Origin of the sequence: Hydrococcus rivularis NIES-593 (assembly GCF_001904635.1) — a bacterium.
Taxonomy (GTDB): Bacteria; Cyanobacteriota; Cyanobacteriia; order Cyanobacteriales; family Microcystaceae; genus Hydrococcus; species Hydrococcus rivularis.
Genome location: NZ_MRCB01000043.1, coordinates 1 through 23,694, shown reverse-complemented (window position 1 = coordinate 23,694; position 23,694 = coordinate 1). Strand labels below are relative to the sequence as shown.

Here is a 23,694-nt window from a genome sequence, read left to right as displayed (position 1 = left end):
TTTCGTGTTTAAAGCAGAGGATATCTTACAAGAGCGCTATCAGCTACAGCGACAATTGGGACGTACCGCAGTAGGGCACCAAACTTGGCTGGCGATCGATTTGCAGACAAACGAACGAGTTACGATCAAACTGCTAGCCTTTAGTCCGCAAATGCGATGGGAAGAATTGAAACTCTTCGAGCGAGAAGCACAAGTGTTAGAATCGCTTGCTCATCCGAGAATTCCCCGCTATAGAGATTATTTCGATCTCGACAAAAATACAGGCGGCGGAGTCCCCTGGTTTGCGCTGGTACAAGATTATATTCCCGGTATTTCGTTGCAAGAATTATTAGAGAGAGGGAAGCGACTGAGCGAAAAAGAAGTTCGCGCGATCGCGATGCAAGTTCTGGAAATCCTCATTTATTTACACGAACTCAGTCCTCCCGTCCTGCATCGGGATATCAAGCCCAGCAATTTAATATTGGGAGAAGACCAGTATATTTATCTTGTCGATTTTGGTGCCGTACAAGCGCAAGCGGCAGTGACGGGAGTAACGTTTACGATTGTAGGAACTAGCGGTTATGCGCCTCTAGAGCAGTTTTGGGGACGCGCGGTTCCCGCATCCGATATATATGCCTTGGGAGCGACATTGATTCATTTGCTCGCTGGAATTGCACCTGTCGAGCTACCACAGAAAGATTCTCGCATTCAATTTGCCGATCGAGTCAGCATTCGAGGAGATTTGCTTGCTTGGATCGAAAAGGCGACTGAAACTGCCATAGAAAAACGTTTTCGGAGTGCTAGAGAAGCTCTAGAAACTTTAAGAACTGGGAGACTTCGACCAATTTCTCGCAATATCGCTGCGGTTTCTTCGGGTCATAAATTTCCTAAACCCCACGACTCTTTACTCAGAATAGAGCGCTCTGCTGACCAGTTAAAAGTCTTCGTACCAGCAGGCGGACTGAGAAGATTTAATGAGATTTTTAAGATTGGTTTTTTAGGCTTAATTGTTTTATATTGGGTACTTCCATTTGTCAGCTTTTTTAGCATTGTTCTTCCGGGCATCGGCTCGGTATTCTGGGGAATTCTTGCTATTGTATTGGGGGTTTTGTGCGGGACGCAAACGCAAATTAGCTGCGATCGCGTTAGCTTTGAACTAGCCCGAAAAATTCTGGGCATTACTTACAAACGCGAAATGGGTATCAATCCAGAAATTTTAGATATTTTCTTGCAGCGGACTGGTTCGATTTTTCAGGTAATTATTCGCTCTCCAGATCGCATTTACAATCTAGGCGGTGCTCTGAGTGAAGATGAAGCCACTTGGTTAGCTCAAGAAATTAAAGACTGGCTCAGAAAATCTGCTATGGGAGAAGAAATTTAACTCATGTCTTTGGGCAACAAGAGATTCTCTTCTATTTCTTTTTTTACTGGCAAACTAACCTGACAATCGCTGTGGAGACATTCGACTAAAAATAGATTGGCATCGTAATATTTCTGCCACAGGTTTTGCTGTTGCAAACTCAGCTGCCAATCATGACCGATCTGACGATAGGCGATCGCAAGCGAACGGAACCGATCGACCCAATTTTGCCCTTGAGTTTGCCACCAAATTTGGATGTTTTCTTTACTTTGATTTGGCTCTGGAAGCTGATTTTTGAGATCTCTCAACGCTTGTTGAAATGACGTTTCCAGTTGAAACTTGCTTTCTAAATCCAGAGTAAAACAGAGATTGATAAATTTTTTCAGATCGGGATTTTGTACCAAATTTAAACTATCGGTAAAAGCTCGCGCTATAGTCGTATCTAAAGTCATCTCCATCGGCAAATTTTTCATGCTGACTAAATTGTCATCGAGAGAGACGGCTAAATTCAAATCTCGGCTCTGAAAGAGGGTAAAATAAAAGGCGCGAACGGCCGATCGCAAGTAGGGTAATTGCATCGCGCTGACCTTGCGAGCAATAATCCTTAAAAATTCTTGTAATTGCCGATCGGTTTCCTGACAAGCATCCACATTTTCTTTCATCTTTTGTAAGAGAAAATCAGCTTGTGGTAACATACCTACCGTTAAAAAAATTACTTCTCTCCAGCGGTTCTCTGTAGTATGGCTGGCTAACTTTTGTAATTCTTGCTCTAGCTTTTGAGGAGCGGGACTAGCCACAATTTTTCTGGCAGTCAAATATTCTTGAAAAGTCAGATGAGAGAATGAGTAAATATCTCTAGCTCTTTCTACCAATAAGCCATGTTGTAATTCAATCGCTTTTAAGACGGCTTCGCTATCCAACCAAAGCGTTTCTGGATCGGTCGTACTGTTGGGTAAATGACGCAAATAATCTTCAATAATAGAGAGAATTTCGCTACTCTCAAAAAAGTAGTTTTCTTGCTCGAAGGTAGTTGCAGCAATTTGACACAAAAGCTTAATTTTATCGGGTAAAGAAAGATGCTGATAAACGCGATCGCGATGAATTCCTCTCGCCCGATCCCATCGCTGTAGTAAAATATCCAAGCCAGCCTGATAAAGTTTCGAGCGTTTAGTCGGAAAACTAGCTCGTTCTTTAAAAACCGAACAAATCAAATTGAGTAAAATTGGCGTGATCCCTAATTCTCGAATTGGTTGATTTTCTGGACGTTCTAATTGTTCGAGAAATTGTTCGGCTTTGAGAATTCCTTCTCTTTCGCTATTAGCAGTAGCAATAAACCATTTTTTAGCAAAAGTTTCTATTTGGTCTTGTTTGAAATCAGCGATTTCTACATAAGTAAAGCCACGAAAATGATAATTGACGGCAGCGGTACGACAAGTAATAATAATATGATTCTTATAGTATTCCTGAGAGAAAATATCGATTTGTTTGAGAATTACATCGCTATCGTTCTCAGGAATTTCATCCAAACCATCAAGCAAAAGTAGAATTTTCCCTTCCTGAAGTAGGATAAGAGCTTGATGCTTGGACAAACCACAAGCTTGACAGTGACGAACGATATAGCTTAAGAAGCTAAAATCTTCTTCATCGGGCACTTCAGCTTTTAAAATTCTTAATTGAATAAAAAAAGGAATTAAGTCTCGCTTATATTTCCCTTGATTGCATTGCAGGGCAATATACTGCAAAAAGGTCGTCTTGCCCGATCCCGGTTTGCCTAAAATCATTAGTTTGTTGTGTTGGGCAACCAACTCCATGCCAGGAATCGCCGAGCGATCGAGCTGGGTAAAATCCAAACGCGCTAGTTCTGGCTGAACGTTTTGCAAATCGGAGATTTCCAGCCAACGTTGATTGCTCGGATGGGGCAAGAGATTGACGAGAGTATAAATTTGACTTAATAAAGGCTGGGTCAGATCGAAAGACGATTGCAGGGTGTCGCACTGAGTTTGAATGTGTTCTCGGTTGCGCGATCGCATTCGCTGCACCCATTCTTCAATCCCCAAATTTTCCTCGCTCTCTGGGGATTGGCTGACAGGAAGTTGCTCTTTTGGCAGATCGGCAATTTCCGTCCAGTCTAAATCTAGCTTAAAGCAAATTTCCTTGAAGATGTGGCGCTCGATCGGTCTGCCCGTAAAAAACTTCCAGATAGACTGACGGCTTGACAACCCTACCTCTGTCGCCAGAGATTCTTGCGTCCATCCCTGACTTTCAAAAGCCTGTTTTGCCCTAACGATACCTGTAGTAGAAGATCTAAGCGATCGCTTTGCCATATTTTTGTCTAATTTTACACAAATGTTTAATTGCCGTCGTTGCGACTAGAGCGCCGATCCCAGAAAAAGCTAAATCGCGCGATTTGACAATACTGATTTTCCGTTGATTCTAATGCCGAGTCAATCGGTTTGCCGAAGCTCCAGCAGCGATCGCTCGACGGCTGACGATCGAGTCATTAATGCGATTGGAACTTTGTCGATTCTGGTAAAAAATCTTCTTCGAGAGTATCTCATTGGCACCTATGGTTTCTTGGACATCTAATTTGCACATCGATCGAGATAAATTTAACGCGAAAAATCTTTTATAGACTAGATTGACTCTTTTTTCTTTCTCTGGCTCGAGCTGCAAATTAAAGAATGGTGACCGACAAGCGGCTCTTTAGTTAGTAGTAATAAATAGCTCAAAACTTGATAAACTTGACATAAGAAAGACTTAAAAAAATCTTAAGATAAAGAATTAACCAGTTAAAAAATATGCACGAGCAAGGTACTCGTTTTTAACAATAATCTAGAGACTGAATCGCCAGTTAAGATCGAAAACTATTAGGGCAATTATGGGAATAACACCGAGCAGACTGAAGAATAATATTGTAGTATTAATGAACATGCGCATGCCCGACGTGGACGCAGAGAAAGCTTTGCCCGATACAAATTTTCTGGAACTTTTACAGACAACCGGAGGTCAACAATCTCCGGAAATTGTTGCCGATCGCGTTCGAGGTCACTTAAAAGACATTGCCTTACAACTCGCAGCGATCGCCACCGCTATCAAACGCCAAAACGAGCGATCGCTACAACGAGCTACCCAAGTCCTCAGAGCCATTGGTGCCAATTTGAGCGCTAACCGTCTCGCGCATTTGTACCAGGAGCTTGAAATCGTCGCACCATCCGACAGCCTTTTGCAAGCCTCCCAAAAAATGACCGAAATTAAAGTTGAGCACGAAAAAGTATGTCAAGCTTGGCAGCAAGTCCTTCAACAACCGAACTTAGAGAGCAGCAGACTGTGAGAAGCGATCGGTCTCAAGAGCAAACGCCGCTCATCCTGGTAGCAGACGACGATCGCGCGACTCGCCTATTATTGAAGTTGGCGATGGAGGAAGAAGGATATCGCGTCATAGAAGCCAAGGATGGAGAACAGTGCTTGGCGGCATTTACTCGCTGGCAACCCGATATGGTGTTGTTAGATGCCATCATGCCGGAAATGGACGGATTCACTTGCTGTCAGCGATTGCGCCAGTTGCCTGGTAGCACGAATAAACCTATCCTCATCATTACCGCCCTCGACGATCAAGACTCCATCGATCGCGCCTTTGCTGCGGGGGCAACCGACTACATTACCAAACCGATTTATTGGGCAGTGCTAGCACAGCGAGTCAGGCGCTTGCTGGCAACCAGCCAAGCCTTAAAACAGTTTGAGCATCTCAGGCAGCAATTCGAGCAGCAGCAACAATGGAAAAGATTGTTTGAAACTATTGCCCAGAGATTATCCCAACCTTTCGATCTGCGGCAGTTGCTCGATGCTACCGTTACCGATCTGCGCAGCATCGCTGGGGTGGAACGAGTCGTCCTCTATCAACAACGTAGACGACTCGGTATGCGACTTGTATTTGAATCCGTCGCATCCGGTTATCCTTCTATCGAACCCATTCCTCTAGAAATCATCGGGCTGGAGTCGCAATATCAAACCCAATACGAGCAAGGTCATATCGTGACGCTTCCCGATCTCGCTCTAGCCGAACTGTCCCCGGAAACCAGAGAGCAGTGGGAGCGATTGAATATTAAAGCCGTATTGATGGTTCCCATCATCGTGCGCGAACAAGTCTGGGGGCTAGTTTGCGTTCACCAATGTCAAACCGCTCGCCCTTGGGAAGCTTGGGAAATCGAGCAGTTTTCTTTTCTCGGTTATTTACTCGCAGGCGCTATCTACCAGGCTTTACTCAGACAACAGCTCTCCACCAATCGGTAAGGTTCTCAGGGCGAAGGACAGAGGAGAGAGAAGACAATTAATCCAAAACCGCCGCGAAGCCAGAACCCTCTTATACCAATTTTCAGGTTTTCGCGATCGACATTCTTCTCCCCTCTCCCAAATAGGGAGAGGGGTTGGGGGTGAAGGCGATCGACCATCTCTGTCATTAATGAATGAAAAATGGTATAGTCCCTATTTGCAATTCTGGTAGGGAGACTTTCCAGTCGGAGGAGTCTCCGCCTGGGTTCGCCCTCAATTCTCAATCAGTAGCGCTCTTTTTTAGCAATGGTACGAGAGCTTGAAGACTTCCCTCAAAACTACTTGAGATCCAACAATCCTTGTTCTTTCAGTTTGGGATTAAAGCGAATATCCATTTCAACGCCACGATTTTTAAGTTGTCCTTGAATTTCTTCTTCGACTCGCCGCGCTATTTTTTTGAGTAATTTGATTTTTTCTAATTCCGTACCCTGCTGGTATTCGGCTTTTTCTGTTTCTGTCATCGCGAGTTTGGCATCGATTGCCTGCGTCCATTTAGCTTCGTCGGTACTATTGCCAGGAGGAATTGTGCCATTTTCTGCTATCCATGCCTGACGCATTTCTTCTAGAACTGTACGGCTAGGATGAGTAATAGTTTGCACTTTGAGCCAATAGCAATTTTGAGGTTGTCGTACTAAATGCTGCTTTAGACTCACATATATATCGCGAGAATAGCCAACAAATTGCAGAACTTTTTCACGATTAAAGATAGCATAAACGCCAATTCTTCTTGAAAAATCCTCGTCGATACCACCATTTTCGCTTAGATAAGGAATATATTTTAGACTCTTTAGAGGAGGAATTTCTGCTTGAATAGACATAGAAATATTAAATTTTTGATTTGATAAAAATGTCGGAGGGATTTCATTCTGTTTCGAACGCACCAAGAAATAAATTTCTTGTCCCCCAAATCTTAAGTCCGTTGAAACTGACAAGTTGTCCCAAAAGTATAGAATGTCATGTTGAGCCTAGCAGTAGCGAAGCGAAACATCTTATCCCAATTCACAATTCGCAATTATCAGTTGGCAATTATTCAATCGCTCTGGGTGTAAAGCTTTTGCCTTGAACATCTGTAGCATTCTTTTTTAGAGATTTTTTTTAGAGATGGTCTTATAGCAGTTTCCAGTTAGATGAAAGACGGGCATTGGTCGATTGGGAAAGGGGAAAAAGGCTAGTTGAGTGACAAAACTCAAATCGCCTTCACCCCAACCCCTCTCCCGCTCTGGAAGAGGAGCTTTCAACTTAAGAATTTTGCCTGAAGTCCCTTCTTGTGGGAGAAGGAATTTAGGGATGATGGGACAAAGATTTGTCAGTCAATCAGGTATCTGAGTTTATTTTAATGGACTTCATATATGAGCCAGGAAATTATTTACAAGAGCAGCTAAGGCGAAGAGAGCAAGATGTAGGCAAACTTTAATATTTCAAGGTTCAAAGTTAGAAGTTTTCTGAATATCTTCTTTGATCGTATTGAGGTCGATATAAGAGTCAGCTACATTGATTAGGCTATCGCTAGTCATGGAACGCAAACTAACAACTTCGATCCGAACTCCTCGATAGCTAAGTGCATTCACCACATAAGCCAAATCTCCATCTCCGCTAACTAAAATAGCTGTATCGTAGGAATTGGCTAAAGTCATCATGTCCACGGCAAGTTCTACGTCCAAATTGGCTTTTTTAGAACCGTCTGGAAACTGAGTGATTTCTTTAGTGATTACTCGATAGCCATTTCGACGCATCCAGAGCAGAAAATTGTGTTGCTTTTCATTAGTTGGATCGATTCCCGTATAAAAAAAAGCGCGTAATAATTTAGCACCAGCCGTCAAACGGTGAAGCAATTTAGTATAGTTAATTTCAATACCTAATTGCAAAGCCGAATAAAATAAATTTGACCCATCAATAAAAATGGCAACTCGACCGCGATTTAGGTTCTGAAAACTATGCGCCTGTTCGGTAACGTCTGCCACCTCTAGATCTTTTTGAGCTTGAGTTGCTCTCAAAACAAGTTTAGTTTCTTCGCCGACGAAATCTAGTTGTTTATGAGCGTACATAAGTCAATCGCCTCCTTAATGTCTGCTGCATGCAGCGGATCGTTTATATTGTTTATTTATATTTGTATGGTTTGATAAAAGTTAAAATGGTGACGTTTGCATTTTGTCAGTCGAGAAATTTTATTAGGTTGGATTAGCAATATATGGTTACATCTTCATGACATTCATCTGCCAAATAGCAAAGAGCTTTAAATCTTAGTTCGACTAATTGTTCGTAGAAAGGATTGAGCTTGCAAAGAGGTGGGATATATAATATCGTGCGATTGAAAAGTTTAATTTCTCTTTCAAAAGGACAGCGGGCAGGAATTAGCCGGCAAAGCACGCGAGCCAATCGATCGCTATTAATTTCTATGGATTCTAACCACTGGCGTACCTGGTGTAATGGTTCGATGTTGAAATTAAAATTATGAGACGTAGAATTTTTCATTGGGTTGAGCTTGTCACTAATTAAAAAACTGAAATTTTACCTATTCTCTCGATTGCTTGAGGTCGATCTTGGCAAAGGAAAGATTTTTAGGAAGTAGCCAAAAAATAAGCCAGTACGATCGCGCCGATCCCAATAGCAGCGCTAGAGAGCAGAGGAGTCCATTGGAGTAGTGAAATCATAACCAAACGAGTTTTCCGACAAGGAACTTTAGATACACAACTCGGCTAATTGGCTACGAGATCGTCTCAGCCTGAGTTGCTGTATCTTGACGTTAGAGCGGAAAAATGAAGAACCAATGAAGACAATTCAATTAATCTTCCCAGCCTAAAATTTTTGCTACGCTATTGGCTAAAGTCATTGTCTTGAAAGGTTTGGGGATCGTTCCTGCCACTTTTAGTTCGGCGAAGCGCTGGCGATCGCTAGTTTGCACCTTAGCCGTTAGCAAAATTACCGGGATCTGGGCAGTGGCTGGATTCACTTGTAGCTTCTGAAAAGTCTCGATACCGTCCATATCCGGCATCATAACATCCAAAAGAATCGCATCTGGCTGTTGGGTTGCGGCTATTTGCAGCCCCTCGCTCCCCGAACTTGCCATCGATACCTGCCAACCGCCCACGACTTCCAAGGCGACTCGTGCCACGTCTCGGATGTCCTCGTCATCGTCAACGATCAGAATGTGTCTGACTGTCACGGTTGTCGTCCCCCTTCCTGTATCGAATAATTCGACCGAGCAATTTAATGACTCGCTGCTCGAATTGCTCTGGCGTGATGCGACCTTTGGTCAAAAATAGCGTCTGTCCTAACTTTAGACGTTCTCGCTCCGAATCGTCTAAATCTTTGGACGTATAAACGACTAGAGGAACTTGGCACAAGCGGTTATGCTGCCGAAGCCAATCTACTACAGCAAAGCCGTCGCATTCTGGCAGGATAAGATCGAGTACCAACAGATCGGGAAAAATTTGCTGACTCAAGTGGATAGCTTCTCGTCCCGTCTGAGCGTAGTAAGTTTCAATGCCATGGCGATCGAACATGGCAATCAGGATTTGTGCTAGATCTGCGTCGTCTTCTACAATGAGGACTTTAACTTTTCTATTTGGATCGGTCAAAATTCGCTCCAGTGCTTGAAGGAGCGATCGCTCGTCTGGAGGTTTAACGATCCAATCGCTGACTTCTGGAGTCGCTTTTCTGGCATCAGGAAATAAACCACTGAGAATAATGACGGGAATATTGTTCGTCTCGGCGCGTTCTTTTAGCGTTGCTAGAGTTTCCCAGCCATTCATACCGGGCATCATCAGGTTAAGGAGAATGACATCGGGTTGTTCTTGCGCTGCTAGCTTGACTGCCTCTTGTCCCGAAGCAGCGGTAATGACTTGATAATCTTGATGTTCTAGTACCATCCGCACCACAGAACGAACTGAAGCATCGTCATCGCAAACTAACACCAATGGACCGTTAGGATGAGTGCTAGCTTTTATTTCTTCTTCTTGCGCCAGAGGCAGGGTGAAATAAAAGGTACTGCCTTCTCCGAGAATGCTTTCAGCCCAGATCTGACCCCCGTGGTGCTGCACGATGCTGCGGCAGACAGCTAATCCCAAACCCGTTCCTCCTTTTTGACGCGAATCAGAGGCATCGACCTGCTGAAAGCGTCCGAAGATTGTCTCGATTTTATCAGGAGGAATCCCCCGTCCTCGATCGCGAACTCGAAAGAGTATGTAACCCGGTTCCTTATCTCTCGCTTCGGCAGTCAGCCACACGGTAGAACCTGGGGGTGAAAATTTAATGGCATTGCTGAGTAGATTTGTAAAAACTTGAACGATTCGGTCGGGATCGGCCCATAATCGAACCGATAGAGGAGAGACGGATAAGGTGACTCTCGCTGCAGCCGCCATGCTTTGCATGACCTCTACCGAAGCCGTCATCAAGTTAGCAGCATCGCAGGCTTGTTTGGTTATCGAGGCTTTGCCCGATTCAATGCGTTCAATATCCAGGATATCGTTAATCAAGCGGACTAACCGATCGGCGTTCTTGGCAGCAATATTGAGCATGTGCTGACTTCGTTCGGGTTGGCTACTCAAGACCCCGCTGGCAAGCAGATCCAAGGCACCGAGTATGGAAGTGAGGGGAGTGCGCAATTCGTGGCTGACTATCGAGACGAACTCATCCTTGAGCCGTTCGATTTCTCGGCGATCGCTGATATCCTTCATAAAGCAGTAGTGCCCGACAAACTGCTGCTGTTTGTCAGAGACTTTGACCATCACAACTTGCTTATCAAAGACCGATCCGTCTTTTCGCAATGCCCTGACTTCCGTTTCCGCTTTGCCGTTGGCGAGTAGCTGTTGGTAGGCAGCCCTCATTTTTTCTCGGTCTTCTGGATGGACGATCGCTTGCCAGTCCATGCCGATCAACTCTTCAGGGGCATAGCCAACCATGCTGGCGTAAGCCTGGTTGACGTAGATGTAACGTCCTTGCACGTCTAGCCGCGAGATGCCTTCTACCGCACTCTCAAGGGCATTGGTGATGACGAGCAGTTCTTCTTGGGAACGGGCTATTTCTTGACGCTGGCGAATTTCTCGTTCTAGGAGTTGCGCTTGGGCTAGGGCAATACCAATTTGGTCTGCTAACTGCCGCAGAAGTTCGGCTTCAAAGCTAGACCACTGGCGAGGGGAGGCGCACTGATGGGCAATTAATAGTCCCCAGAGTTCTTCTTTTTGAAGGATGGGGACGACTAAGTTGGCTTTCACGCCAAACTGCTGGAGAAATTCGACGTGACAAGGTTGGATGTCAGCCCGTTCGATATCGTCGATCGCGCTCACTCGTCCCTGGCGGTATCGTTCTAGGTATCCTTCCTGAAAGCAGGGATCGACTATGTTCTGTCCGAGAGTGACCGGAAAGCCGGGAACCACCGACTCTTGAACCACCGTTCCCGATCCGTCTGCATGAATCTTAAAGAGCAAAACGCGATCGGCTTCCAGAAATCTCTGCACTTCCGTAACGGTGGTTTGCAGGATTTTTTCGAGTTTCAGAGAGCGGCGAATCTTGAGGGTAAGTTCGGCAAAGAGTTGCGATCGCAAGTGTCGGCGCTGCAATTCGGCTTCGGATCGTCGGCGCTCTATTTCCGAACTAGCACGAACGGCAAAAATTGTCAAGACTTCTTCCATCAAACGGGTATCGTCTAGCGGTTGGCGGCTGAGGACGGCGATTAACCCCAGAGGGCGACCCGTTGAATCAAACAGTGGGGCGCCCAGATAGCTTTGAGCTTCTATTGCTGCAAGATAGGCATCTAAGGGAAATTGCTGCCCAACGTCGCGGGGATATACGCGTAGCTGCTGCCCTACAACCTGCTCGCTAGGAGTATTGGCGAGGGCGTACTCGAAATTGTCAAGGATTTGACCGTTGCCATAGCCAGCAATCGTCCTAATGCGATCGCCTTCTGGCTCGACTAACTCGCCAACGAAGGCATATTCGACTCCCAGCGCTTTGGTAAGGTACTGTACCAGCGACTGAAAGAAAGCTTCTCCCGTCTCGGCGGAAACGCCCAAAGTAATATTGCGCAGGATTTCTTCTCTGTGCTTGCGCTCAGTTATATCTTCAAAAATATAGAGGCGACCGAAATATCTATCTTGCTCGTCGCGGACTTGGGTGGAGAAACGGCGAATCGTCCGTCCATCGACAAAAGGAATTTCATCTTCGATAACGACGCGGTTTTCTGCGCTCTGTAGTGGCTCGCAAGACTTAGCAAACGCCGCAACATTAGCTAGTAGAGGCACGCAAGCGGGAATAATATCGCTATTTTTGAGTTCGCCGCGCTGCATTTGGGCTTCTAAATGTTCGATGCCCCAAATTTCGCAGAAGCGACGATTGAAGTAGAGAATATCATCGGTGCGATTATCTACGACAAAAAATGCTAGCGGGGAAGCACTTGCCATCGATCGCAACAGGGTTTCCTTCCAGAGTAATTCTTCCTGCGCCCGCCTGCGATCGCTGATGTCTTGGAAATAAACCGATAGACCATCTTTAGATGGATAGGCATGTACTTCGAACCAGGTAGCGAGCGGCGGATAAAACTCCTCAAATTCGACGTTAACTCGCTCTGAGACGGCTTTGTGGTATTCCCGATCGAAAGTAGAACCCACGGCTTCGGGAAACTCATCCCAGACATTCTTGCCGAGAAGTTCTTCTCGTTTCCTTTGCAGGCTCAATTCTGCTTGTCGGTTGATATAAGTAAATCGCCACTCTTTGTCTAAAGTAAAAAAGGCATCGCCGATACTTTCCAGAATATTCGTAACTTGGCTTCTTGCGGCTTCTGCATCTGCCCGTGCCGCTTGTTCTCGCTCTAACAGCCGAGCCAGTTCTTTTTCCGCCCGTTTGCGATCGCTAATATCGCTGCCAATACCGAGAAACCCAGTAACATTCCCCTCTGCATCGCGTAAAGCCGTTACCGACAGCAGCACGGGAAAACGGCTGCCATCTTTGCGGATATAAGTCCATTCTCGCTCGTCTGGATCTCCCCGACGCGCCTTAGCAACAAAAGCCTCAAATCCTGGTTCGATCGCAACCCCTAACTCTTGAGATAGCTCTTGCGCCCGCTGCCTAACTTCATCCTCGTCGTGGATGATAACGGGAGTTGTTTTTCCAACCACCTCTGCCGCCGTATATCCTAACCATCGCTCCGCAGCCGCATTAAAGGTAGTTATAGTGCCGTCTACCGTCGTAGAAATTATCGTGTAGTTGGCGCTATCCAAGATCGCCCGCTGTAGCATCGTTGCTTCTTGGATTTTTGCCCTCTCGCGAGTTAATTGTTGATTGATAGCTTTTACGCTTCGCGCGTGTCCCTGGGCTTTTTGAGCGAAACGAACTGCTCCAGCGAGCAGCACGCCTATGACTAGCCCTCCACCCAACACGACTGCGGGGAGAAGCGATCGTTCCTCGGCAAGCAGGGTGCTGGTTGGGTACACGCGCACGCGCCAGGTAACGCCCTCAAAATGCACGTTTGCCTCGCGGCTCCATTTTCTCTCAAGCTGCCTGTCCGATCTAGAGCGATCGCGGCGATAAATTTCTTCGCTGCCGTCGAAAATCGCGATCGCGTATCCCGGCGCAACATGATGTTGGGGCAACAGAGTATCGAATAGCGACTGAGTGCGAAAAACGCCAAGGATAAAACCGTCGAAGGATTTTGGATTAATTGTCTGGGAGTCCCCCAGTCTCCCCGTCTCCCCATCTCCGAGTCCCCTCTGCTCCCCATCTTCTAAAAAAAGGGGAACGTACACTAAAAACCCCTTACCTCCCTGTGTGAGGGTAATAGTGCGAGTGATGGTTACAGTCTCCCGTTGGCGAGCTTCTTCCAGGGCAGATCGCCGCCGTTCCTCTGATGCGAGATTGAGGTTTTGCGCAGCTTCATTGCCTGCTAGCGGGACGATCCAGCGGACGTAGTAAGAGGAATCCACCCATTCGATCGCTTGGAAACCAGGAAAGTCTCTAATGTAGTTAGTGGCATCTACCCGCCATTCAGCTTGAGGAGTTCCACCTTGTCGTTCCCAGCGTTCCGCCATCCGCTTTAGGGCAAGAATGCGATTGCGCATCTGTCCCGTCACTTCCTGACTCGCGCCCGTAGCGGTCGATTCAACTTTTCTGAGGATCTGAACGCGATCGCGATCGACCAATGTCTGAGCGAGCCACAGAGTCGCAATCCAAACCCCCAATCCAGCCAGTGCGGGAAGCGATCGCATCTGCCAAAATTTTATCGCTTGCAGTTTCTTCAAGTTCTTTCTCCTCTCCCTTCTCTTGCTCTGACGCAGTTTCCTCCTGCTGCTTTTATCCGCTCTAGTACGGCATCGGCTGACCGATAGAGCGCTTGTAAGTCAGTTCCATCCTGGGGGTACTCAACCACTCCCGCACTGAAGGTTGCCCGAAACGCAGTTCCATTAGGAGCCACAAACTCTTCTTGGCGAAAAGCCGCCAAGACGTCGGACAGTCTCCGCACGCCATCGCTGCGGGTCATTCCGCACATTCCTACGACAAATTCTACTCCTCCCCAGCGAGCGATCGCGTCTTCGCCTTGAAAAGCTCGCCGCAGCATCGCTCCCAGTCGAGACAAAACGCGATCGCCAGCTTCATAGCCATACTGGATATTGAGCGGCTTAAAGCGATCCAGCTCTAGGATAGCGAAGCAGAGGGGCTGATGATAGCACTCAGCCATATCTAGAAGCTGATTCAGCTCAGCGATCGACTTGCGGCGGTTGGCGACTCCCGTGAGCGCGTCGGTTTCGGCGAGATAGCGGAGCAAGTGCGATCGCTCCAGACGATTGAGAATGCGGGTAATCAATTCTGGACCGACAATCGGTTTGGTCACGTAATCGTCGGCGCCCACTTCAAAAACTCGATGCATCGTTTCGGCATCGGTATGGGCAGTGAGAAACAGCACGGGTAACGCCGACCAACGCGGATCGTTGCGCACGACTTGACACAACTCGATTCCACCAATCTGGGGCATTTGTACGTCTAGAACTAGCAAATCCGGCGAAGTCGCTTCTAGGGCATTCCAAAACCGCAGGGGATTTTCGAGGGTAGAAAGCTTGATGCCCCAAGGCTCTAGTAAAGTTCGCAGAGTCGCCAACACTTGAGGATCGTCGTCTACGATCATTACCCGCGCTTCGGCAGTGCGATGTCTCTCCATCGCTTGCGCGATCGCTTCCATCACCTGAGTTGGGGATACGGGCTTTTGTAAAAACCCCCGTCCGCCCAGACGCGCTACCTTGACGCGATCGAGCAAACTGTCGCGCTCGGTGAGAACGATCGCGGGGATGGAGGGGGTGCGGGCACTCAATTCTCTTAGCCATCCCAACTCATTCTCGCTAGGAGCCGAGGAAAGATCGAGCAATACTGCATCGGGGTGTTTGCTCAAGATCCAGTCCCTAGCTGCCGTCAGGTCGGTTACTGCTTCTCCGTGCATCCCCCAAGCTGCCGCCTCGCTAGCCAATTCCTGAGCCAGCGAGCTATCTTTGCTGACAATCGATAGTAAGGGGCGATCGTCAGTCGATAAGCGCTCGAAAGACTTTTTCCCAGTCATCTGTTCGAGTTCCCGGCGCATAGCTGCCACCAAGGCTGCCAAATGCTCTCTTTGTGCTTGGCTGAGAGGTTCCCCTATCTGAAGCAGCCGTTCCATTTCTCTGGCTAGGCGAGAGCCTTCGTCGAGATCGAACATGCCCAACAAACCTGCCAGTTTGTGAGCTTCTGCAACTGCCATCTGCCGCAATTCATTGTTCAGATTGTCCTTGAGCATCGCGTTGGTGGCCTGCTCGATTACGGCAACTCGGCTGCTAAATTTTTCTTTAGCCCGCTTCCAAACGCTCAAGGTTTCGGTTTTAGCTTGCTGCTCTCGCTCGGATGACGAGCGCTTTGGCTTTTTGCCCGCTGCGGGTTGCTCTTTAACTGGTCTGAGGCGGTAGCCAATGCCATAAACTGTCTCGATCGGATCTTCGGATAATCCCGCTGCCCTCAGTTTCATCCGCAACCCTTTGATATGGGCTGTTACGGTCTCTTCTCCAGGAATTTCTTCTAACGACCACAGATGGTCGAGAATGGCGCTGCGGCTAAATACTCGGTGGTGATTGCGCAAGAAAAGTTCTAATAGACCGTATTCCTTAGGGGTTAAATGGAGTGGGCAATTATTGTAAGTCACTTCACAGGTACTGGGATCGAGGCGCAGGTCTCCCCACGTCAGTTCCGGCGAGAATTCTGCACTTCCCCGCCGCAGGAGAGCGCGCATGCGAGCCAGCAATTCCTCTACCTCAAAGGGTTTGGTCAGATAATCGTCAGCTCCTGCATCCAATCCCATAATTTTATTCGTGATGTTATCCTGGGCAGTTAATAAGAAAATGGGCGTTCGCAGCCCCTGGGATCGCAATCGCCGACAAAGGGTTATGCCATCGATTTTGGGAAGCCTTACGTCTAGCAAGATCAGGTCGTAGGAATAGGCTTGCGTCAATTCCCAACCCATTTGCCCGTCGGTGGCAACATCAACGGTGTAATGCTGGTCTGCAAGGGTTTTGACAAGCATTTGAGCCACCAGATCGTCATCTTCAACTAATAGAACTTTCATGGCGGTCAATTACCGCAAGCGATCGCGCTTTGAGTGAAGGGAAGGATAACTAATCTCAGCTTAGCCTGCTTTGAGTTGGAAAAGCGATTTTAGTTTGTCAATTGAAACAGTTTCCAGAAACAAAAAAATAGCGGGCGCTTTGCCCGCACTAGATAAGTTTAAAGAAATGAAGGTTATCAACTCGAAATCAGGCTCAAGAGCGAATGCAAATTCTCTGCTGCGACGGTCGCAACGCGATCGCTCATCGGCAAGCTATCGACGACCATACCCGTACACAATAACATTAGGTAAAGAATCGAATATTTAAACAGCGATCGCGCGATATCTTTATCAAAAGGTGCTTGCTTGAGCTGCCATGCCTTGCGGATAAAAATGCCTCCCAAAACGACCGCTATGCAAGCATACAGCACTCCCGCTACTCCTAATGGGTAAACGAGCAACAAAGTACAAGGCACAACCAACAGCGTGTAAATCCAAATTTGACGACCCGTTGCTTCTTCGCCTTCTACAACGGGCAACATCGGCACGTTCGCCTGGGCGTAGTCGTCTTTAATCATCAGCGCTAGCGCCCAGAAATGGGGCGGAGTCCACAGAAAAATAATCGCAAATAAGACCCAAGCCGCCCAGTTTAAATCGCCCGTCACGGCTGCCCAACCTACCAGCGGCGGAATTGCCCCTGCCGCCCCGCCAATGACAATGTTTTGAGTCGTATGGCGCTTGAGTAAATGGGTATAGACGAGCATGTAAAATCCAATACCAGACATTGCCAAGATCGCACTGAGAAGGTTAACGAATGCGGTTAGCAAGCTGAAGGAGAGAATCGCTAGGATAATGGCAAAGATGAGGGCATGGCGAGGCTGGACTCGACCGGAAGGAATGGGACGCGCCCTCGTCCGCAACATGTCATAGTCGATATCGCGATCGTAAATACAGTTGAGCGTTTGAGCGCAAGCGGCTGCTAAAGTTCCTCCGACTAGAGTGACTAGAAGTTTCAAGGGGTCTACTCTGCCGCCAGATGCCATCCACATTGCTGCTGCTGTAGTAATTAGCAACAAGGGAATAATCCGAGGTTTGGTTAATTGGTAGTAGCTTTTAGTGATTTCTACAAAATTTTCCTTGCGTCGGACAACATTCGTCCCAATTGTCATTGAATTTAAATCCTCAATCAGTAATCAGCGATCGGTGTTAGAGACGCGATCGATCCCGTTCGTACATCAGTTATCAGTTCGTTATTAGTTACCGTTTATCGATAACTGACGCGATCGCGTAGCGCGAAGACGCTAAAAGCTACTAGAGTAGCGAGTAAAGCAGCGCCTACTGTATGATGGGCAACCGTCAGGGGTTCTACTTGCAAACGCAACCGGAAGGTCGCAATCCCCAGTAAGATTTGTAGGACGACTAACCCCCCTACAACCGAGGCGAGTTTTCGCATAACTGGAGCCAGTGCAGGAGTTCGCCAAGTCATAACCACGACGGCTAAACATCCCAACGTTGCGGGGATGACCCCCAAAATGTGACTGTTCATCACTGCGCAAAGCTGAGAAGTTCCCAAGCATTGATGGAGCGCCCAGCGAGAGGCGACTAAGCCGCCCAACAAACTTTGTAGGTAAACCAGAATAGCAGCCGTCAACCCAACCCAGGTCAACTTGGTTCCCGTGCCCGTACCTTGGTAGGGAGTCAGGCTGGTTGCAATGACGATTAGCGTACTCAAAAATGCCATTGCCGTGCCCAAGTGAGCGGTTACGATATCAAACCGCAGCAGTTCGGTTACGGTCAGTCCGCCCAGGATGCCTTGGAAAACGATTAACCCCAGAGCAAACATCGAAGCCCATGGCAGCCAATTGGGAAGGTTTCGCCGATACCACCCCGATAAACCGACCAGCGCGATCGTGCTACAGCCGATTAAAGCGGCATCCAAGCGATGAAACCACTCCAAAAATACCTGAAGGTTCATCTGCTGGCTAGGAATTAGTTGTCCGTAACATAGGGGCCAGTCGGGACAGGCTAGTCCGGCATTTACGATCCTGGTGGCACTGCCAACTGCCATTAATAGCAGCGTTGCGATCGCTATCTTCCATACTAAACGACGCATCCATTTTTGGACTGGCGACTCGGTTAGGAAAGGTTTTTGGGAGGCTTCGCTCTCAGAGCGAAGAATCGATTCTGTCATATGACGAATAATCTGGTTAAAAGTTTGCCTAGAAATGGAGATTGACTTGCTAGGCTAATTTCGTTTTTGAAAACAAACTCAGGCTCTACTTATCTACTAATTGCTTTGTTACCAGCTTGTGAGGAATCTTCAGACTGAGTTTACAATTCAGTTACATTTAGTTACATCTCGTTGGGGATAATGGGTTAGCTAGGAAGCGATCCCAAAGAAAAGCTAAAGATGAGATTGAGAATTTTCGAGACCCATCAAATTTCTCTAACAAATTGGCTACCTTGTATATAGGCAAAAGACTATTAGTTGAGAACCGTGAATATTCCAAGCAACATCATTACACTGATTATCGGGATCGTCTTAACCCTAGTCAGCCTCTGGTATGGTCAAAACCACAGTTTATTACCCGTTGCTGCTTCTCAAGAGGCAGCACAGGTAGACGGAATCTTCAACTTCATGATGACCATTGCCACGGGTCTGTTTCTTCTGATCGAAGGCGTACTTCTCTATTGTGTCTTTAAATTTCGCAGGCGCAAAGGGGATAAAACCGACGGCCCTCCCATCGAAGGCAACGTGCCGCTAGAAGTTCTGTGGACGGCAATTCCCACCGTTATCGTATTGGTTCTCGCTATCTACAGTTTTGAGGTCTACAACAATATGGGAGGTCTCAATCCAATGGCTTCTCACGACATGGGATCGCACCAAATGGCCCATCAGACAGCAAATTCCCCATCTTCCTCCGAGCAAGTGGCACTTGCCTCAGATGCCAATGGTCAACGAATCGCTCTCGGATTGGGCGCTTCTCCAAACGAGCAAGCGAAAGAGCCACCCTTAATGGTTAATGTCAACGGCATTCAATATGCTTGGATTTTTACCTATCCAGGTGCGGGGATCGTTTCTGGCGAGTTGCACGTTCCTGTAGGACAACCAATTCAACTCAATATATCGGCGGGCGATGTCATACATGCCTTTTGGGTGCCACAATTGCGGATTAAGCAAGATGCGATTCCGGGACGAGATGCCCAACTGACCTTTACGGCTACTCGCACTGGCAAATATCCTGTTATCTGCGCCGAACTCTGCGGGGCTTACCATGGCGGCATGAAGACCTATCTTTACGTTCAAACCCCAGAAGAATACAACCAATGGGTACAAGACAATACCCTCGCTCAAAAAGAAGATTTTAATAAGGCAGTAGCCGTTAATTCAGCTAACGTTTCCGATGGCGAATTTTTAGCGCCCTATACCCAAGACATGGGGATTGAAGCTGAAACCTTAGACCAATTACACGCCTTACATCATTCGATGGTTAGTCATCAGTAGTTCGTGGTCAAAGAAAGAAATTGGAACTGATAACTGATAACTGATAACTGATAACTGAAAAATGACGACTATATCAGCAGAAACTCAAACGATTCCTAAGCCTTCCGAACACAGACAACGGAAGTGGCAAGACTATTTCACTTTTAACACCGACCATAAGGTGATTGGAATACAATATCTGGTCACTTCGTTTTTCTTCTTTGTTGTCGGCGGTGTAGAAGCAACTATCATGCGAACCGAGTTGGCAACTCCCGAGCCCGATTTTGTCAGTCCCGAATTTTACAATCAACTGCTGACGTTGCACGGAACGACCATGATCTTTTTGTGGATCGTACCAGCCGGAGCAGCATTTGCCAATTTCTTGATTCCGTTGATGATCGGTGCCGAGGATATGGCATTTCCTCGCCTGAATGCAGTTGCCTTTTGGATGTTTCCCATCGGTGGCGTGTTGCTGTTGTTGAGCTTTTTAGTCGGACCCGCCCAAGCTGGATGGACATCTTACCCGCCGTTGAGCTTGATTTCTGGCAAGTGGGGCGAGGAGATTTGGATTCTGAGCGTCTTAATTGCGGGAACCTCTTCGATTTTAGGGGCAATTAACTTTGTCACCACGATTTTGAAGATGCGGATACCCGATATGGATCTCCACAGCATGCCTCTGTTTTGCTGGTCGATGCTGGCGACTTCATCGCTAATTTTGATAGCTACTCCGGTTTTAGCAGCCGCTTTGATTCTGCTGTCTTTCGATCTGATTGCTGGGACGCATTTCTTTAATCCGACTGGCGGAGGCGATCCAGTTGTTTACCAACATATGTTTTGGTTTTACTCCCATCCAGCTGTATATATCATGATTTTGCCCTTTTTTGGGGTGATATCGGAGGTTTTACCCGTTCACTCTCGCAAATCGATTTTTGGCTATCGGGCGATCGCTTACTCCAGTTTGGCGATCGCTTTTTTGGGCTTAATCGTTTGGGCGCACCACATGTTTACTAGCGGCACTCCTGGCTGGTTGCGGATGTTTTTTATGGCAACTACCATGCTAATTGCCGTGCCGACGGGGATTAAAGTCTTTAGCTGGTGCGCCACGATTTGGGGAGGCAAAATTAATCTCGACAGCCCCATGCTATTTGCGCTAGGCTTCCTTTCCTCCTTTTTGATAGGCGGTTTAACTGGGGTTATGGTTGCCTCGGTTCCCTTTGACATCCACGTTCACGACACCTATTTTGTCGTCGGTCACCTCCATTACGTCCTCTTTGGTGGAAGTGTCTTAGGGCTATTTGCTGGGTTCTATCATTGGTTCCCCAAGATGACGGGGCGGATGTTCAATCAAACCCTGGGCAGAATTCACTTTGCGCTCACCTTCATCGGTTTAAACCTCACTTTCATGCCCATGCACGAACTTGGGTTATTGGGGATGAATCGTCGAATTGCTTTGTATGATGTCGAATTTCAGCCTTTGAACGTACTCGCTACAGTTGGGGCATACATCACGGCAGTTTCGATGTTTCCTTTCTTTATTAACGTCATTTGGAGCCTCATTAAAGGCGAAAAAGCCGGGCGCAATCCTTGGGGCGCTTTGACGTTAGAATGGCAAACCAGTTCGCCTCCGATTATTGAGAACTTTGAAGAAGAACCCATTCTCTGGGCAGGACCCTACGAATACGGCATCGATGCAGAAACCTCTGGCGAAGAGGAATCGATCGCCGAGTTGCTGGCTAAAGTCGGTTCTGAATCGAGGTAATCGGGAGCGGTTAGTCGTTAGTTAAAAAACTCTACTGACGAGCGATCGCAAACTAACAACAGATAATTGGTAACTAACAGAGAATAAAAGGTTTATGCAAGGATCGACTGTAGACGAAGCGAAAATCGCGCTCAATTATCGCTCAGCAGAGGCGACCGTTCGCCATGGGGCGCATGCAGACCATCGGATCTTTGGAGTAGTCATGTTTCTGGTTGCCGAGAGCATGATTTTCCTCGGTCTATTTTCGGCGTTTTTGATCTACCGCAGCGTCATGCCCGTTTGGCCGCCAGAAGGCACGCCAGAGTTAGAACGGCTTCTGCCGAGCATCAATACCGCCATTCTGATTGCTAGCAGTTTTGTGATGCACAGAGGACAAAGTGCTATCAAGAAGAACGATGTGGCTGGTTTGCAGCTTTGGTTGGGCATTACGGCAATTATGGGAGCGATCTTCTTAGCCGGACAGCTTTATGAGTACTTCCATTTAGAATTTGGCTTGACAACTAACGTGTTTGCCAGTTCGTTTTATGTTTTGACGGGTTTCCACGGTCTGCACGTGACGGTAGGATTGCTTCTAATTCTGGCAGTTATGTGGCGATCGCTCAAGAAGGGTCACTATTCGAGCGAAAGCTTTTTTGGCGTAGAGGCAGCAGAACTCTACTGGCACTTTGTCGATGTCGTCTGGATTATTTTGTTTACTTTGGTTTATTTGCTCTGATTATGGCTGACGATTAGCGATCGCTGATTGGAAAATTCCTTAGTTGGCGATCGCTAATCGCAACGCGCTCTATAACCCCAGACAAAATATTCGCCATCGCCTCGATGCTATAGCGCTCTATACACCGTTTTCTTGCCCGTTTGCCTCTTTCGTTAGCTTCATCTAGATGCTCAAAAATCCACTGAATTTGAGCCGCAATTTGGTCTGGGGCATTCGCATCGACTAAATACCCCGTATCGCCTAAAATTTCGGGAATATCTCCAACTCGCGTCGCTAATACTGGTTTTGCCATTGCCATTCCATCGGTTAGTTTGAGGGGAAACTGAGCTAGGGCGGCTGGCGTATTGCGTTGGGGCACGACGATAACATGAGCGGCAGAGACGATCTCTGGCATTTCCTGTACGGGAGATTTGGGTAGCTTAATAATCCACCGTCCCCATTGTTCCATCAGTTGCTTATCGTAGTCGTCATAGGGACTGCCGCCGACAATGACCAGTCTCAAGTCTTCTCGATTTAGCTTATCTAAAGCAATTAAGACATCTTCGAGTCCTTTATAGGGACGGGGTGCCCCAGGAAACATCAAGATTTTGTAGCTATCTAACCCGTACTTGAGGCGGCTTGCTTCGGGATGATATTTTTCTGGAAAAAATAGAGTTGTATCTTTGCCGTTGGGAATATAAGTTCCTCCAAAACGCTCTTTGATAAACTGAGTATGGATGGTGATTGCATCGGCATGAGAAACTAAGCTTTCCATCCATTTGAGATAGACAGGATTGTCGGGGTGTTTGAGGAAACCATCCGATTTGAGGAGATCTCTGGTAAACTGCTTTAAATTAGGGCGGTATTGCCAACTGTCGCCGCCAAACCAACTCATTTCCCAATCATCGATATCTAAAACGAGCGGACGGCGACTCAATAATTTTTTGAGTAAAGCAATGCCGAAGCTAGTCGGTTTTAGCTTGACTGCGTAGAGAATATCGCCGTCGATTTTGGGTAAAAGTTGGCTCAGTGCGATCGCCGAACCAACCAAACCCGCGTGATAATTGCAGGGAATAGAAATAATGGGAATATCCGCATTCAAGATAGGAGAAGCATCGCGATCGAACGCTACGCCGAACATCTTGACTTTGTGACCCAGCTTTGTTAAAGCTTGAGCGAGCAAGAAGGGACGAACTGCGCCTCCCCATCTAGCAGCGCCGCGACTGGATAAGTCGCTCACAATTAGAGAAATTTTCAGCTTTCGTTGGCTTATCTGTGGGTTCAAGATTGTATGTATGTCGAGTTAGACGATTTAGCATTCAGTGTGGCATATGGCAGCCGCATCCTGGCAACAATTTATCTCAAATCCGTTTGGATCGGAATTATACGTATCGGGACTATATGCGAGCGGGATGCTCGCACTGTTAACGGATAACGGAATTGACATTAATCTGCTCATCGAATCCTCCGTGGGTTGGGGAGGGCGCGGAAAGCCGTTAACCTAAGCATGGAGGTCGCCCCCCATGCTCGGCTTCAGAAC

At 47.2% G+C, this 23,694-nt stretch carries 20 protein-coding genes; 8 read left to right on the top strand and 12 right to left on the bottom strand.

Going from position 1 to position 23,694, the window contains the following annotated elements:
- Positions 1-4 precede the first annotated feature (4 nt).
- On the top strand, positions 5-1,360 hold the full coding sequence (locus tag NIES593_RS21425; protein WP_073601523.1) for a serine/threonine protein kinase: 1,356 nt from the start codon (positions 5-7) through the stop codon (positions 1,358-1,360).
- On the opposite strand, the gene NIES593_RS21420 is transcribed toward NIES593_RS21425, so the two are convergent.
- A complete protein-coding gene (locus tag NIES593_RS21420) occupies positions 1,357-3,663 on the bottom strand; it encodes an NACHT domain-containing protein (protein WP_073601522.1) in 2,307 nt (768 codons plus the stop codon). The genes NIES593_RS21425 and NIES593_RS21420 overlap by 4 nt on opposite strands.
- A gap of 109 nt (positions 3,664-3,772) precedes the next feature.
- Positions 3,773-3,934, bottom strand: a complete 162-nt coding sequence (locus tag NIES593_RS24405; protein ID WP_175561201.1) for a hypothetical protein — start codon at positions 3,932-3,934, stop codon at positions 3,773-3,775.
- Positions 3,935-4,274: 340 nt separating this feature from the next.
- Here NIES593_RS24405 and NIES593_RS21410 point away from each other — a divergent pair, with 340 nt between their 5' ends.
- Together NIES593_RS21410 and NIES593_RS21405 are read left to right on the top strand one after the other, a co-directional pair.
- Positions 4,275-4,670 carry a hypothetical protein gene (locus NIES593_RS21410; RefSeq protein WP_139253771.1) on the top strand — a complete coding sequence of 132 codons (396 nt, stop codon included), beginning with the start codon at positions 4,275-4,277 and terminating at the stop codon, positions 4,668-4,670.
- Positions 4,613-5,629 (top strand): response regulator, encoded by a 1,017-nt coding sequence (locus tag NIES593_RS21405; protein WP_083602509.1) that lies wholly within the window; start codon positions 4,613-4,615, stop codon positions 5,627-5,629. The genes NIES593_RS21410 and NIES593_RS21405 overlap by 58 nt, the downstream gene beginning before the upstream one ends.
- A gap of 5 nt (positions 5,630-5,634) precedes the next feature.
- On the opposite strand, the gene NIES593_RS24400 is transcribed toward NIES593_RS21405, so the two are convergent.
- Positions 5,635-5,796, bottom strand: coding sequence for a hypothetical protein (locus NIES593_RS24400; protein ID WP_175561200.1), 162 nt, complete (start codon positions 5,794-5,796; stop codon positions 5,635-5,637).
- 150 nt (positions 5,797-5,946) lie between these two features.
- Positions 5,947-6,486, bottom strand: a complete 540-nt coding sequence (locus NIES593_RS21400; RefSeq protein WP_073601518.1) for a GIY-YIG nuclease family protein — start codon at positions 6,484-6,486, stop codon at positions 5,947-5,949.
- A gap of 358 nt (positions 6,487-6,844) precedes the next feature.
- Here NIES593_RS21400 and NIES593_RS24395 point away from each other — a divergent pair, with 358 nt between their 5' ends.
- A complete protein-coding gene (locus tag NIES593_RS24395) occupies positions 6,845-6,994 on the top strand; it encodes a hypothetical protein (protein WP_175561199.1) in 150 nt (49 codons plus the stop codon).
- 92 nt (positions 6,995-7,086) lie between these two features.
- On the opposite strand, the gene NIES593_RS21395 is transcribed toward NIES593_RS24395, so the two are convergent.
- The 7 genes from NIES593_RS21395 to NIES593_RS21365 form a co-directional block, all read right to left on the bottom strand.
- A complete protein-coding gene (locus NIES593_RS21395; protein WP_245817694.1) occupies positions 7,087-7,713 on the bottom strand; it encodes a LabA-like NYN domain-containing protein in 627 nt (208 codons plus the stop codon).
- Between the two features lie 133 nt (positions 7,714-7,846).
- Positions 7,847-8,140: a Mo-dependent nitrogenase C-terminal domain-containing protein gene (locus tag NIES593_RS21390; protein WP_073601517.1), complete on the bottom strand. Its 294-nt coding sequence runs from the start codon at positions 8,138-8,140 to the stop codon at positions 7,847-7,849.
- 310 nt (positions 8,141-8,450) lie between these two features.
- Positions 8,451-8,831 (bottom strand): response regulator, encoded by a 381-nt coding sequence (locus NIES593_RS21385; RefSeq protein WP_073601516.1) that lies wholly within the window; start codon positions 8,829-8,831, stop codon positions 8,451-8,453.
- A complete protein-coding gene (locus tag NIES593_RS24695; RefSeq protein ID WP_073601515.1) occupies positions 8,803-13,899 on the bottom strand; it encodes a PAS domain S-box protein in 5,097 nt (1,698 codons plus the stop codon). Before NIES593_RS24695 ends, NIES593_RS21385 begins: the two co-directional genes overlap by 29 nt.
- Entirely contained in the window at positions 13,896-16,238 is a 2,343-nt protein-coding gene (locus NIES593_RS21375) for a response regulator (RefSeq protein ID WP_073601514.1), read from the bottom strand. The genes NIES593_RS24695 and NIES593_RS21375 overlap by 4 nt, the downstream gene beginning before the upstream one ends.
- 176 nt (positions 16,239-16,414) lie before the next feature.
- Positions 16,415-17,386, bottom strand: coding sequence for a heme o synthase (locus NIES593_RS21370; RefSeq protein WP_073601513.1), 972 nt, complete (start codon positions 17,384-17,386; stop codon positions 16,415-16,417).
- Positions 17,387-17,481: 95 nt separating this feature from the next.
- Positions 17,482-18,408: a COX15/CtaA family protein gene (locus NIES593_RS21365; protein ID WP_073601512.1), complete on the bottom strand. Its 927-nt coding sequence runs from the start codon at positions 18,406-18,408 to the stop codon at positions 17,482-17,484.
- A 306-nt stretch (positions 18,409-18,714) separates the two neighbouring features.
- Here NIES593_RS21365 and NIES593_RS21360 point away from each other — a divergent pair, with 306 nt between their 5' ends.
- The 3 genes from NIES593_RS21360 to NIES593_RS21350 all read left to right on the top strand — a co-directional run bounded on the left by NIES593_RS21360 (position 18,715) and on the right by NIES593_RS21350 (position 22,175).
- The gene (locus NIES593_RS21360) at positions 18,715-19,722 is read left to right on the top strand and encodes a cytochrome c oxidase subunit II (protein WP_073601511.1); all 1,008 of its coding nucleotides are present in this window, start codon (positions 18,715-18,717) and stop codon (positions 19,720-19,722) included.
- Between the two features lie 61 nt (positions 19,723-19,783).
- On the top strand, positions 19,784-21,460 hold the full coding sequence (gene ctaD, locus NIES593_RS21355) for a cytochrome c oxidase subunit I (protein WP_073601510.1): 1,677 nt from the start codon (positions 19,784-19,786) through the stop codon (positions 21,458-21,460).
- A gap of 94 nt (positions 21,461-21,554) precedes the next feature.
- Entirely contained in the window at positions 21,555-22,175 is a 621-nt protein-coding gene (locus NIES593_RS21350) for a cytochrome c oxidase subunit 3 (RefSeq protein WP_073601509.1), read from the top strand.
- Between the two features lie 13 nt (positions 22,176-22,188).
- Here the strand turns inward: NIES593_RS21350 and NIES593_RS21345 are convergent, their stop codons facing one another.
- A complete protein-coding gene (locus tag NIES593_RS21345) occupies positions 22,189-23,394 on the bottom strand; it encodes a glycosyltransferase family 4 protein (RefSeq protein ID WP_245817693.1) in 1,206 nt (401 codons plus the stop codon).
- Between the two features lie 91 nt (positions 23,395-23,485).
- Between NIES593_RS21345 and NIES593_RS24385 the strand changes: the two genes are divergently transcribed.
- On the top strand, positions 23,486-23,659 hold the full coding sequence (locus tag NIES593_RS24385) for a hypothetical protein (protein ID WP_175561198.1): 174 nt from the start codon (positions 23,486-23,488) through the stop codon (positions 23,657-23,659).
- Positions 23,660-23,694 lie beyond the last annotated feature (35 nt).

What these genes read in the sequence shown, in the direction of transcription:
- NIES593_RS21420 (WP_073601522.1), bottom strand. Translation starts at nt 3,663, where the DNA reads ATGGCAAAGCGATCGCTTAGATCTTCTACTACAGGTATCGTTAGGGCA.
- NIES593_RS24405 (WP_175561201.1), bottom strand. Translation starts at nt 3,934, where the DNA reads ATGTGCAAATTAGATGTCCAAGAAACCATAGGTGCCAATGAGATACTC.
- NIES593_RS21410 (WP_139253771.1), top strand. Translation starts at nt 4,275, where the DNA reads ATGCCCGACGTGGACGCAGAGAAAGCTTTGCCCGATACAAATTTTCTG.
- NIES593_RS21405 (WP_083602509.1), top strand. Translation starts at nt 4,613, where the DNA reads ATGTCAAGCTTGGCAGCAAGTCCTTCAACAACCGAACTTAGAGAGCAG.
- NIES593_RS24400 (WP_175561200.1), bottom strand. Translation starts at nt 5,796, where the DNA reads ATGACAGAGATGGTCGATCGCCTTCACCCCCAACCCCTCTCCCTATTT.
- NIES593_RS21400 (WP_073601518.1), bottom strand. Translation starts at nt 6,486, where the DNA reads ATGTCTATTCAAGCAGAAATTCCTCCTCTAAAGAGTCTAAAATATATT.
- NIES593_RS21395 (WP_245817694.1), bottom strand. Translation starts at nt 7,713, where the DNA reads ATGTACGCTCATAAACAACTAGATTTCGTCGGCGAAGAAACTAAACTT.
- NIES593_RS21390 (WP_073601517.1), bottom strand. Translation starts at nt 8,140, where the DNA reads ATGAAAAATTCTACGTCTCATAATTTTAATTTCAACATCGAACCATTA.
- NIES593_RS21375 (WP_073601514.1), bottom strand. Translation starts at nt 16,238, where the DNA reads ATGAAAGTTCTATTAGTTGAAGATGACGATCTGGTGGCTCAAATGCTT.
- NIES593_RS21370 (WP_073601513.1), bottom strand. Translation starts at nt 17,386, where the DNA reads ATGACAATTGGGACGAATGTTGTCCGACGCAAGGAAAATTTTGTAGAA.
- NIES593_RS21365 (WP_073601512.1), bottom strand. Translation starts at nt 18,408, where the DNA reads ATGACAGAATCGATTCTTCGCTCTGAGAGCGAAGCCTCCCAAAAACCT.
- ctaD (WP_073601510.1), top strand. Translation starts at nt 19,784, where the DNA reads ATGACGACTATATCAGCAGAAACTCAAACGATTCCTAAGCCTTCCGAA.
- NIES593_RS21350 (WP_073601509.1), top strand. Translation starts at nt 21,555, where the DNA reads ATGCAAGGATCGACTGTAGACGAAGCGAAAATCGCGCTCAATTATCGC.
- NIES593_RS24385 (WP_175561198.1), top strand. Translation starts at nt 23,486, where the DNA reads ATGGCAGCCGCATCCTGGCAACAATTTATCTCAAATCCGTTTGGATCG.